General features: G+C 45.0%; 13 protein-coding genes. 9 read left to right on the top strand and 4 right to left on the bottom strand.

Going from position 1 to position 11,728, the window contains the following annotated elements:
• Complete coding sequence (locus tag AC5LIL_RS06845) at positions 1-705, bottom strand: SDR family NAD(P)-dependent oxidoreductase (protein ID WP_499825272.1); 705 nt, start codon at positions 703-705, stop codon at positions 1-3.
• 40 nt (positions 706-745) lie between these two features.
• On the bottom strand, positions 746-1,291 hold the full coding sequence (locus tag AC5LIL_RS06840; protein ID WP_214692629.1) for a glycerol-3-phosphate responsive antiterminator: 546 nt from the start codon (positions 1,289-1,291) through the stop codon (positions 746-748).
• A gap of 115 nt (positions 1,292-1,406) precedes the next feature.
• On the opposite strand from AC5LIL_RS06840, the gene AC5LIL_RS06835 reads away from it, so the two are divergent.
• A complete protein-coding gene (locus tag AC5LIL_RS06835) occupies positions 1,407-1,832 on the top strand; it encodes a GNAT family N-acetyltransferase (protein WP_214692631.1) in 426 nt (141 codons plus the stop codon).
• 25 nt (positions 1,833-1,857) lie between these two features.
• Positions 1,858-3,027, top strand: a complete 1,170-nt coding sequence (locus AC5LIL_RS06830) for a cation:proton antiporter (RefSeq protein ID WP_499825271.1) — start codon at positions 1,858-1,860, stop codon at positions 3,025-3,027.
• 39 nt (positions 3,028-3,066) lie between these two features.
• Here the strand turns inward: AC5LIL_RS06830 and AC5LIL_RS06825 are convergent, their stop codons facing one another.
• On the bottom strand, positions 3,067-3,690 hold the full coding sequence (locus tag AC5LIL_RS06825) for a DedA family protein (protein ID WP_499825270.1): 624 nt from the start codon (positions 3,688-3,690) through the stop codon (positions 3,067-3,069).
• 95 nt (positions 3,691-3,785) lie between these two features.
• Here AC5LIL_RS06825 and AC5LIL_RS06820 point away from each other — a divergent pair, with 95 nt between their 5' ends.
• From AC5LIL_RS06820 to AC5LIL_RS06790, 7 genes are all read left to right on the top strand, one after another.
• Entirely contained in the window at positions 3,786-4,343 is a 558-nt protein-coding gene (locus tag AC5LIL_RS06820) for a DNA-3-methyladenine glycosylase I (RefSeq protein ID WP_499825269.1), read from the top strand.
• Between the two features lie 121 nt (positions 4,344-4,464).
• Positions 4,465-5,952: a sodium/proline symporter PutP gene (gene putP / locus AC5LIL_RS06815; protein WP_499825268.1), complete on the top strand. Its 1,488-nt coding sequence runs from the start codon at positions 4,465-4,467 to the stop codon at positions 5,950-5,952.
• A 112-nt stretch (positions 5,953-6,064) separates the two neighbouring features.
• The gene (locus AC5LIL_RS06810; RefSeq protein ID WP_499825267.1) at positions 6,065-7,207 is read left to right on the top strand and encodes a CapA family protein; all 1,143 of its coding nucleotides are present in this window, start codon (positions 6,065-6,067) and stop codon (positions 7,205-7,207) included.
• 126 nt (positions 7,208-7,333) lie between these two features.
• A complete protein-coding gene (locus tag AC5LIL_RS06805; protein ID WP_339962847.1) occupies positions 7,334-8,548 on the top strand; it encodes an argininosuccinate synthase in 1,215 nt (404 codons plus the stop codon).
• Positions 8,541-9,926 (top strand): argininosuccinate lyase, encoded by a 1,386-nt coding sequence (gene argH, locus AC5LIL_RS06800; RefSeq protein ID WP_499825266.1) that lies wholly within the window; start codon positions 8,541-8,543, stop codon positions 9,924-9,926. Before AC5LIL_RS06805 ends, argH begins: the two co-directional genes overlap by 8 nt.
• Positions 9,927-10,058: 132 nt before the next feature.
• Positions 10,059-10,589: a biotin transporter BioY gene (locus tag AC5LIL_RS06795; protein ID WP_499825265.1), complete on the top strand. Its 531-nt coding sequence runs from the start codon at positions 10,059-10,061 to the stop codon at positions 10,587-10,589.
• Positions 10,590-10,652: 63 nt separating this feature from the next.
• Complete coding sequence (locus AC5LIL_RS06790; RefSeq protein ID WP_214692645.1) at positions 10,653-10,850, top strand: hypothetical protein; 198 nt, start codon at positions 10,653-10,655, stop codon at positions 10,848-10,850.
• A gap of 22 nt (positions 10,851-10,872) precedes the next feature.
• Here AC5LIL_RS06790 and AC5LIL_RS06785 read toward each other — a convergent pair whose 3' ends face one another.
• Positions 10,873-11,721, bottom strand: a complete 849-nt coding sequence (locus AC5LIL_RS06785) for a sulfite exporter TauE/SafE family protein (RefSeq protein ID WP_214692647.1) — start codon at positions 11,719-11,721, stop codon at positions 10,873-10,875.
• Positions 11,722-11,728 lie beyond the last annotated feature (7 nt).

Raw genomic sequence — 11,728 nt, 5'->3', positions numbered from 1 at the left:
TCACTCTTCATAAATCATTTTCTTTGTCATCCCTCCATCGACGACAAGGTTGTGACCGTTGACAAAGTCGTTGTTCCGGTCAATCAGATACCGTACCGCTCGAACGATGTCATCCGGTTCGCCGACACGGCCAGACGGATGCTGACGATGGTCGACTTCTCGTAACGCTTCGTCTGATGCATGAATCCAACCAGGGCTAATCGCATTCACGGTTACTGGTCGATCACTCAATGAGATGGCAAGCGAATGGGTCAAACCGACAATCCCGCCTTTAGAGGCCCCATACGCATCCCAGTGTGGTTCATTTTGCAGAGCACGTGTCGAGGCCATATTGACAATGCGACCATATGACTCATCTTTGTTTAATTCCAAAAAGTATTTTGCACAAGTAAACGTTCCTACTAAATTAACGTCGATGACTCGTTTGAACGTATCGATTTCAAGTTCGTCAATCGGTTTGACGAGTGAGGCGATCCCCCCGTTGTTAATCAACACATGAGCATGTCCAAAACGTGACTTTACGTCTTCGAATACCCGCTTTAGCGCTTCGGTTTCCCCAAGATCAACTTGATAAAAGGACACCCCTTTTATATTCGGGTCTTCACCAATGTCCAATCCCACAACTTCATATTGATTTGCGAACGCATTAGCGAGCGCATAGCCAATCCCTTGCGTGACACCTGTAATAATCATAATGTCTTTCATCTGTTCATCCCTCCTAGAAGAGTGTATACCCGAATGTGGGTTACTCAGTCCACAGTTTACGATTTGAGGTCGTGATCACACTTGCCCCAGCGGCAAGGGCTGCATTCACTTCTTCCATCGTCTCAATCAACCCTCCTGCAAAAACAGGTATACCGGTCATTTCCTGTACTCGGCGGATATACTTCGGAACAATTCCTGGAAGGACCTCGATGTAGTCTGGTTTTGACCGTTCAATATGTCGGATGCTCTTATCCAATGATGTCGAGTCAATTAAAAACAACCGTTGTACTGTCAACACATGATTTTGTTTTGCCCGTACAATCACGTTCCCTTTTGTCGATATGATTCCAAACGGTCGATACGTTTGACAGACATACTCAGTCGCAAATTCATCCGCTTTCATTCCTTGGATTAAATCCATATGAATAAAGACTTTTTTCTGATGCTTTTCTAATAATTTAAAAATAGGTTCTAATCGACTCATATGAATTTCAAGTAAAACTCCTATTTCAAGTTCACTCGATAAAAATCGTTCTAAATCGCGCATATCACGTATCGCCGGCAAGATTGATTGACCTTGTATCATCCGATATTCCTCCTGTCTTCTTCCCATTATGCCGACAGCTATTTTCATAAATCAAGGTTTACTCATTCAATATAGCGGGAAAGTAATGTTAACTTGTGTAGAGGGGGATTTTAGTATGGTCAATGAAGTCACTGTAAAAGTTGAGACACCGACACCGGAGCAACATCAGTCGTTGCGTGTGAAGGCGGGGATGCCTCGACGCTCAGATGAAAGTACGGTCAAAGGACTCAAGAACACGCTATTTGGCGTCTGTTTATATTTAGATGATGAGATTGTCGGGATGGGGCGTGTCGTTGGGGACGGCGGAATGGTCTTTCATCTAGTCGACATCGTCGTCGATCCAGAATGCCAAGGACTGGGTCTTGGTAAATTAATCATGGAGAATTTAATGGAGTGGATTCTAAAAGAGGCAGATGAGACGGCCATTGTCAGTCTAATTGCCGATATTCCTGCGGATGGCTTGTATCGTCAGTTCGGCTTTGATTATTCACGTCCAGAATCAGTCGGTATGGAGTATCAGTGGAATCAAATGGAAAGGTAACACTTCTAGGTAAAGGAGATGACTTATGGATGGATTGAACATCATCGTGTTGCTCGGACTGGCGCTCACGCTTATCTCCGTCTTCAGCCTCCTGATTGAACGTCTATACTTTCCAAGCATTTTAGCGTTTATCGCCATCGGTGTTGGGGTCGGTTTTTTCTGGGACGGAAACGAAGTATTTAAAATTGCCGGTGAAATCGGAATCATCCTTTTATTTTTCCTTCTCGGGTTAAAGTTTCCGTTACGCGAATTGTGGAAGCGAATGCGAAAAGTTTGGAAAGCAGGCGTATTAGACATCGTCCTATCGTTCGGCGTCTCATTCGGAATCGCCTTGTTGTTTGGATTGGACTTTCCGCGCGCCTTCTTAATTGGTGCCGTTCTATACGCGACGAGCTCTTCGATCTCAGCGAAACTACTTGAGCGCCACTCCGAAAAACATGAAGATATTAAAGAATTCGTCCTAGCTCTACTTATTTTTGAAGATATATTCGCACCACTTTTATTGACGATTGCGCCATTCATCATTCAAGAGGAACCGGTCGCCATGACAGATATCGGGAAAGTATTCGCAGGATTTCTGATTTTCGGGGTATTATTGTTTATCGGATCGAGCTTTGTGTCGAAACAACATAAGTTCTCGAAACACCTTTTACGTCAGGATGATGCGAGTATCGGGCTTATCGGACTCATTCTCTTCTTCGCCGGAATCGGTATGGTATTTGGTCTATCTGAGATTTTAGGAGCATTCATTGCCGGAATCATGCTTGCGGATATCCATGACGTTCGTCCGCTCAAACGTTTGACGGTACCCGTTCGTGACTTATTTCTCCCGATTTTTTTCATTTCATTTGGGATTTCAATCAACTTGGAGAAAGGTGTCATCGTTAACACCTTATTCTTTGTATTGATTGTTTGGGGGGTCTTGTCGAAGTGGATTGTCGGTCGCGTCGGAGGAAGAATTTACGGATTATCTCGTGTCCAGGCGAACGAGGCTGGATTTTCTCTCGCTCCGCGTGGTGAGTTCTCCATCTTGTTTACCGCCCTTTCAAACGGGGCCATCAACTTGTTTGTCGGTCTTTATATTTTCGTGTCAGCCATCGTGGGAATCATATTATTCCGATTCTCGGAATACTTGGCCGAAAAGACGGAAAAGACGCTCACAAAAGTATTACCAGAAAAGAAAAACGAAGAGTGAACAGGCGAACCGAATTTTCGGTCCGCCTGTTTTATCCTCTCATTCATTCTTTACTGCCTTTTTAGCATGTCGTTTTTTACGCCAGAAGAGGTACCCAATCATACCAATCAGCAACAGACCGTAAACCGTATATGAATAGGCATCTAGATAGGCAAGTATATCTTGCCAGTTCTCACCGACCTTCATTCCGACCAAGACCAAGATTGTGTTCCAAATCGCTGTTCCAGCAGTGCTGAGAAGCAAAAATTTTAAGAATGGCATATTCGACATACCTGCTGGAATTGAGATGAGGCTTCGAACGACCGGCATCAATCGACCAAAGAAGACCATCCACCCTCCGTATCGATCGAACCAGGCATCTGCCTTTTTGACGTCTTGAATATCAAGACGTATCCACTTCCCGTATTTCTTCGTCCACTTCTCAATTTGCTCAACATCAAATAACAGACCTAGTCCGTATAATAATACTGCTCCTAATATGGCCCCAACTGTCGATGCCACGATGACGAGCGTGATGGACAAGTTCGTCTTTACGGCAAAAAAACCACCAAAGAGTAATACGACTTCAGAAGGGATTGGCGGAAAAACGTTCTCAATGAAGATCATGAACGCAATTCCTATGTATCCGTACTGTTCAATAATCGAAATCATCCAATCACTCATTATTGATGCCTCCATTCCCACACATTATACCCATCCTTTCTAATCGATAACCGTTGAGACATGCTACACTTATAAAAAAAGAGGAGTTGATTGAGTTGGAAGAATTATTTCGTTGTCCGTGGTGCGGGTCTGACCCGCTCTACGTCCGCTATCACGACGAGGAATGGGGCAAACCTGTCCATGATGACCAAAAACATTTTGAGTGCCTGACGCTTGAGAGTGCACAGGCTGGACTCAGCTGGATCACGATTTTAAGAAAGCGTGAAAACTACCGCTCCGCGTATACAAATTTCGATGTAAACGAAGTAGCTCGTTTCTCTGAAGAAGATATCGAAAGATTGATGACAGACAGTGGCATCGTCCGAAACCGACGAAAAATCGAAGCCTCCATTAATAATGCGAAACAATTCATGAAGATACAAGAAGAGTTTGGTTCGTTCGATTCATATATTTGGTCGTTCGTTGATCATGAACCAATCATCAATGCATGGGAACGGCTTGAAGAAGTCCCCGCTACGACAGAATTGTCTGTGCGATTGAGTAAAGACTTAAAACGACGTGGATTCAAATTTTTAGGTCCGACCACGGTGTATGCCCACTTACAAGCAACAGGTCTCGTCAATGACCATCTTACCTCTTGTGCATTTCGATAAGTTAGGACCAGCTATCAAAAAAATCTTTACATCTCCCCTATTGTTGTGACAATATTTTGACAAAGTGATACTCTATCACTGAAAGCGTTTTCATATTTTTTTATCTTTCGGGGGGATGTTGATGAACGGAATTTTAGTGTCCATTGTCGTATACATGGCACTGATGGTCTTACTTGGGATCATCGCGTATCGAAGAACAAGTAGTATTGGCGATTATATGTTAGGTGGACGAGCACTTGGTCCCGGCGTTGCAGCCTTATCGGCCGGCGCGTCTGACATGAGTGGATGGCTCTTGATGGGCTTACCTGGCGCGATGTATGCAACGGGAATCTCAAGCGGTTGGATTGTCATCGGGTTGACAATTGGCGCCTATTTAAACTGGTTGTTGGTCGCTCCAAGATTACGCATTTATTCTTACATATCGGATGATGCAATCACGATTCCAGACTTTTTTGAGAAGCGGTTCAAAGACTCAAAAGGATTATTACGTTCCTTTTCTGCTGCCGTCACCCTCATCTTTTTCACGTTGTATGCGACGAGCGGGTTCGTTGCAGGTGGTCGACTATTCAATGCCGTCTTCGACATTGAATTCGTAACAGGTGTCATTATTCTCGCCTCAATCATCATTTTGTATACATTCATCGGCGGATTTTTAGCCGTTAGCTGGACAGACTTTGTTCAAGGACTCATCATGCTTTTCGCACTCATTTTTGTACCGGCAATCGCCATCATGGCGACAGATGGTGTGTCGAACGCATTAGATACGGTCCGGGATATCGATGAAGCGTTACTCGACCCATGGACGGGTCAATCGCTCATTGGAATCATTTCTTTATTTGCATGGGGACTCGGCTATTTTGGCCAACCCCATATCATTGTTCGTTTTATGGCAATCGGGAAATTAGAAGACATAAAAACGGCACGTCGTATCGGAATTTCATGGATGGTTTTCACCGTCGTCGGGGCGATGGCGACCGGATTGTTTGGACTTGCCTATTACACGCAACAAGGACTGACAATCGATAATCCTGAAAATATTTTTATTAACTTATCGGATCTATTGTTCCCTGATTTAGTCACAGGTGTATTATTAGCGGCTTTACTCGCTGCCATCATGTCGACGATTTCATCACAATTGCTCGTCTCATCGAGTGCCGCGACGACAGACTTCTATCAAAAATTCTTCCGTAAGGACGCAGGAGACCGCGAACTCGTCATGGTCGGACGAATCACAGTTATTCTCGTATCGGTCGTATCAATTGTCCTTGCGCTCGATGCAGATGACACAATCTTGAACCTTGTCGGCTACGCTTGGGCAGGATTCGGTTCATCGTTTGGACCGCTCATTCTATTTAGTCTTTTCTGGAAACGGACGACTCGTCAAGGTGCTCTTGCCGGGATGTTGACTGGTGCATTTGTCGTCATCCTTTGGAAGAACTATGCTGCTTCACTATTTGGAACGTTCGGAACGCTCTATGAGATGATTCCAGCATTCTTCATGTCTGCACTCGCCATTTATGTCGTTAGTTTGATGACGCCTCCGCCAAGTGAGGTCATTCAACGTGAATTCGACCAAATGCGTGACATGGTGAAAGAACATATTAAATAATCTTCTTGGCAGGTCTTCTTGACCTGCCATTTTTATGTACAAGGAGTTTTATAGATTTTTAACGAATACTATATATATTGAGATTAATTCCATTTTGAAAAGGAGATTTTTGATGAAACCCTTTAAAACCATCTCTCATCTCACATTCGCTACAAGCCTGATTCTGTTATTCGGTTGTGGTCAATCTTCATCAACTAATCAAGAACCCCCAGTTGAAACCGAAGAGCTAATCGTCGAGACACCTGTAGAAGAGCCCCCTTCCGAACCTGAGCCAACCGTCACGACGGCATCCATCTATGCTATTGGTGATGTATTGCTACACGATTCGGTATACAGCGCAGCCCGTGTCAATGACGGATATGATTTTGACACTTCTTTTGAACAAGTCGCACCGATTTTAGAACGAGCGGATATCGCAATCGCTAACCAAGAGAGTATGATTGGCGGGAGCGAAATTGGGTTGTCGAGCTATCCGGCTTTTAACAGCCCATTTGAGATTGGCGATGCTTTGCAACGTGCCGGGATTGATTTAGTCACGACGGCGAACAATCATACGCTAGATCGCGGGGTTCGTGCGATTGAGAATTCGATTGGTCACTGGAATGAAATCGGAATGCCTTACACCGGTTCCTTCTTATCTGCTGAAGATAAGGCAAACATCCGTACATTGACCGCGAACGAGATTTCCTTTTCCTTTTTAGCCTATACGTACGGAACGAACGGCGTAATTCCAAAACAGCCATACCACGTCAACTATATCGACCTCGAGCAAATGCGCCCTGAAATCGAGAAAGCAGAACAAACTACCGATTTGACCGTCGTATCCTTACATTTTGGAACAGAATATGAAACGTTACCGAACGAAATTCAGACTGAGCTTGCTCAAACTCTTTCAGACCTCGGTGTCGATATCATCATCGGTCACCACCCACACGTCCTACAACCACCGAAGATGCTTGAGGGAGCTGATGGCAATCAAACATTCGTCGTGTATTCACTCGGTAACTTCCTATCTGGACAACAAGGCGATGATCGAAATACGGGTGGGATCATCGGAATTGACGTTGTCAAAACGACCGAAGACGATGTTTCAACGTTCGAATTAAAAAATCCGATGTTTTATCCAACATTTACACAGAAATCATCAGAAGGACATTATGAAATCGTCCCGTTACAATCAGCAAAACCCGAGCTCTTCTCTCCTGTCAGCGAACATATGTCGCAATGGTTACCAGAGCTTACAATCGAACAATGATGACCACGAATATCTTTCGTGGTCATTTTTATTTTCAAAAAAAGGTTGCCACATCGGGTATTATCCCTTACACTAATTCGTATATTTATAAACATAGATTAATAATTATTCATAAGGGGTGCTTACATTTTGAAACAGAAACTCGTATTGGCTTACTCAGGTGGACTTGATACTTCGGTTGCAATTAAATGGTTGGATGAACAAGGATATGATGTCATCGCGGTATGTTTAAACGTCGGGGAAGGAAAGGACTTAGAAAAAATTCAACAAAAAGCAATGAAAGTCGGGGCAAAAAAATCAATCGTTATCGACGCGGTCGATGAATTCGTGACCGACTTCGCACGCTACTCGATGCAGGCGCATACGCTGTATGAAGGTGTATATCCGCTCGTATCTGCTCTATCACGCCCACTCATCTCGAAAAAGTTGGTCGAAGTGGCACAAGCAGAAGGTGCAGTCGCTGTGGCCCACGGATGTACAGGAAAAGGAAACGACCAAGTTCGTTTCGAAGTGTCCATCCATGCACTCGATCCGTCACTTGAAATCGTTGCACCTGTACGGGAATGGAAATGGTCACGTGAAGAGGAGATTGCATACGCGGCAAAACACAATATCCCTATTCCAATCGTTCAAGAAGAACCTTTCTCTATTGATCAAAATATTTGGGGACGGGCGATTGAATGTGGCATTTTAGAAGACCCTTGGGCGGCACCGCCGGAAAGTGCTTATGAGTTAACAGCAGCACTTGAAGATACACCTCATGAACCGACATATCTTGAAATCGAATTTAAGAATGGGGTACCGGTAGCCATCAATGGGAAGAACCAATCGTTCACAGATATTTTAAAAGAGTTAAATATCGTCGCTGGGGCGCATGGTGTCGGTAAAATCGACCACATTGAGAACCGTGTCGTCGGCATCAAATCACGTGAAGTATATGAGGCTCCTGGCGCGATGACACTGATCACGGCCCATAAGGCCCTTGAGGCATTGACACTCGTACGTGAAGTGGCTCATTTCAAACCAATCGTCGAACAAAAATTGACTGAGACGATTTATAACGGACTGTGGTATTCACCTCTCACAAAAGCACTACTCGCATTCATCGATGAGACACAACAGACTGTCACAGGTACCGTTCGGATGAAACTCTTCAAAGGCCAAGCAATCGTAGACGGTCGTAAGTCACCGATTTCACTATATGATGAGGAGCTTGCGACATATACTTCGGCGGACACGTTTGATCAACAAGCCGCTGTCGGATTTATCAAGCTTTGGGGCTTGCCGACAAAAGTTCAGTCAGAGGTATTGATGGAAAAAGGAGCGTTCATTCATGAGTAAATTATGGGGAGGACGTTTTGAAAAGACTGCCAGTGATTGGGTCGATGCGTTCGGCGCCTCGATTGAGTTCGATGCTCAACTCGTCCTTGAAGATTTAGAAGGTAGCATGGCACATGTGACGATGCTCGGAGACCAGAACATCCTTTCAAAAGAGGAAGTCACTCAAATCCTTGAAGGATTGCAACAACTCAAGCTGAAGGCCATCGCTGGCGAGTTGGCGTTTGAAGTATATCATGAAGACATCCATATGAATTTAGAGGCTTTGCTTCATGAAGAGATTGGACCGGTTGCCGGAAAAATGCATACGGCACGTAGTCGTAACGATCAAGTTGCGACAGACATGCATCTTTACTTGAAAGCACGTGTGAAAGAAGTGATTCAATTGATTGAATCACTTCAACGTGAGTTGCATGCACACGCTTCAATAAACGTAGAGACGATCATGCCTGGCTATACGCATCTCCAACGTGCACAGCCAATCTCTTTGGCACATCATTTGCTGGCCTATTTTTGGATGCTCGAACGCGACAAAGAACGCTTCACAGACAGTTTGAAGCGAATTGACTGGTCTCCTCTTGGAGCCGGTGCGCTCGCAGGGACGACGTTCCCGATTGACCGAGCCCGTTCAGCTGAACTTCTCGGCTTTGACCGAGTCTATCCGAACAGCTTAGACGCAGTGAGCGATCGCGATTTCATTCTCGAATTCTTGTCAAACGCATCGATGCTCATGATGCACCTCTCGCGCTTTTGTGAGGAGTTGATTCTTTGGGCTAGTGAAGAATACCGCTTCATTACTGTGTCCGATACATTCTCTACCGGATCGAGTATGATGCCACAGAAGAAAAACCCAGACATGGCTGAACTCGTACGTGGAAAATCGGGTCGCGTCATCGGAAACTTGATGGGATTGTTGACGCTTATGAAAGGACTTCCGCTCGCTTATAATAAAGATCTGCAAGAAGATAAAGAAGGCATGTTTGATACGGTTAAGACTGTTCAAGGCTCACTCAGCATCATGGCCGGGATGATGAACGAATTGACGTTCCATCCAGACACGATGAAGCAAGCAACAGAGCGCGACTTTTCAAACGCCACTGAATTTGCTGATTATTTGACAGCTAAAGGCATGCCGTTCCGTGAAGCGCATGAAGTAACTGGGAAACTCGTCAAATATTGTGTCGATGAACGCTTATATTTACGTGAGCTTCCATTGTCTGTGTTCCAAACACATTCTGACTTGATTGAAGAGGACGTGTATCACGCTTTGACCCCTGAACAAGCGGTCGCGCGTCGCAATAGTTATGGCGGTACAGGCTTTGACGCTATTCGCGAACAGTTGAAAGAAGCTTCGGCATGTATGAATGTCATACCTTCTTAATGACCCTTGTCTCAGTAAGAATGCTGAGACGAGGTTTTTTCTTGTTGACCTAGACTCAAGAAATGACTTGCCAACTCTATAAACTCATGTTAACTTTTATATTGTTAACGTTAACTGAAAAGGGGTTTACATATGAAGATTCAAGACATGACTCAAATTGCCTTCGGGGCAGCACTCATCGCAAGTATCGGTTTCATCGAAATACCGATCGGACCCGTTCCGATTACCCTTCAAACACTGGCCATCATGACAATCGCCGGCGTATTCGGTGCAAGAAAAGGATTTTTGGCAGTCATCGTCTACTTCCTACTCGGCTTGATCGGCCTTCCCGTACTGAGTGGTCAAGGAGGTCTTGCTCCCTTCGTTGGACCAACCGTCGGATATTTAATTGGATTTCCAATCGCCGCTTTCTTTATTGGCTGGTTCAGCGAGCGCCATCGCTCCTTCCCAGCATTGATTGGCTACAATTTGTTATTCGGTTTGGGGCTTGTATACCTACTTGGAAGCATCGGACTCGAGATCGTTCTCGGTATGTCGTTCATTGATGCGCTCAAGGTGAATATCCCGTTTATTCTTGGAGATTCACTCAAAGCCGTACTTGCTGCGATCTTAGCTGTGAAAATTTCTCAAAACGTTCAAGTTCGTCGTTCCTTAGCATCTTAAACGTTCGAACGTTTCGCCCGTTTCCATATGTGGAATAAATGAAGTATGGAAGGGGGTGTCCCTATGAGCGACTCGACGTTTAAAAAACGCTTACAAAAAGCGACCCACTTTTATCAACGCTCTGACAAAGGGCAACGTCAAGGAGTTGACAAGTCGTCTCATGAGAAACGTGACACAGAAGCATTTGAGCGCAGACTCCGCGAAGCAAAAGCGAAAGTTGGAGAGATTCAAGAAAACATTGACCATATCGCCAGACGTTAAAACCCCGTCCAAAGACGGGGTTTTATTTTTTACGTGGTCGAATGATGAGCGTGATGATAAAGAGAAGTGCTAGTGTGACGAGAAGTATAAGTGAAGCTGTATTCCATCCGACTAAATTGAGCGCCACACTAAATGCGACCGTGACATAGAAGCCACCTAATGCTTTTTTGACATGTTGTGAACTGAAACGCTGTAACTGTTTGGCTCCGAACGGAGATCCAATCATCGCACCTGCGATTAATGCGAGTCCATGCCAGTAATTCGTTTCAGCACCTGCCACGGCATAGCTGATTACGCCTGAAATTACGATGAGGAGAGCTGCTGAAATACTCGTTCCGACTGCACGCTTCATTTCAGTGTTCAGTAGCTTGACTTGAAGCGGCGTCAATACAAAGCCACCACTTACCCCCATCAAAGAAGAGATAAATCCTGCAAAGACACCGATGATCCCAAGTCGTGGTACAGAAGCTGTCCCGACACTCCCTTCGACATGCTGTTTCGACCGGAAGAATGAAATCGCAAAGTACGTAAGTAACGCAATGTAGACGAGTGAGATGATCAGTGTCGCACCGTCCACCCCTTCTAAGAAAAAGACAAGCGGAGTGGCAATCCAAGTCCCGACAATCCCGAACACACCAATCCATAACGCGTGTGACACGTTTACGTTTCGTAAACGAATGTGCGAGATTGTCCCTGCCGTCGTCGAACCGAGCGTCAACATGAGACTAAGTGCGATTGCCGCACTTGCTTCATAACCGAAAACAAGGAGGAGTGGCGTGAGCAAGATGCCACCACCGATTCCGAAGAAGCCGCTCAATATCCCGATCAATGTACCGAGCAAGAGAAACTGTAATAGTTGTAATAAGTCCATTTTGCAC

The organism is Exiguobacterium sp. RM11, assembly GCF_059821525.1.
Note: the sequence above shows the minus strand (reverse complement) of the source record. Positions and strands in the feature narration are given on the sequence as shown.

Bases quoted from the DNA above. Each gene is read 5' to 3' on its own strand.
- AC5LIL_RS06835 (WP_214692631.1), top strand. From the start codon at position 1,407: ATGGTCAATGAAGTCACTGTAAAAGTTGAGACACCGACACCGGAGCAA.
- AC5LIL_RS06790 (WP_214692645.1), top strand. From the start codon at position 10,653: ATGAGCGACTCGACGTTTAAAAAACGCTTACAAAAAGCGACCCACTTT.
- AC5LIL_RS06795 (WP_499825265.1), top strand. From the start codon at position 10,059: ATGAAGATTCAAGACATGACTCAAATTGCCTTCGGGGCAGCACTCATC.
- argH (WP_499825266.1), top strand. From the start codon at position 8,541: ATGAGTAAATTATGGGGAGGACGTTTTGAAAAGACTGCCAGTGATTGG.
- AC5LIL_RS06840 (WP_214692629.1), bottom strand. From the start codon at position 1,291: ATGATACAAGGTCAATCAATCTTGCCGGCGATACGTGATATGCGCGAT.
- AC5LIL_RS06785 (WP_214692647.1), bottom strand. From the start codon at position 11,721: ATGGACTTATTACAACTATTACAGTTTCTCTTGCTCGGTACATTGATC.
- AC5LIL_RS06810 (WP_499825267.1), top strand. From the start codon at position 6,065: ATGAAACCCTTTAAAACCATCTCTCATCTCACATTCGCTACAAGCCTG.
- putP (WP_499825268.1), top strand. From the start codon at position 4,465: ATGAACGGAATTTTAGTGTCCATTGTCGTATACATGGCACTGATGGTC.
- AC5LIL_RS06825 (WP_499825270.1), bottom strand. From the start codon at position 3,690: ATGAGTGATTGGATGATTTCGATTATTGAACAGTACGGATACATAGGA.
- AC5LIL_RS06845 (WP_499825272.1), bottom strand. From the start codon at position 705: ATGAAAGACATTATGATTATTACAGGTGTCACGCAAGGGATTGGCTAT.
- AC5LIL_RS06830 (WP_499825271.1), top strand. From the start codon at position 1,858: ATGGATGGATTGAACATCATCGTGTTGCTCGGACTGGCGCTCACGCTT.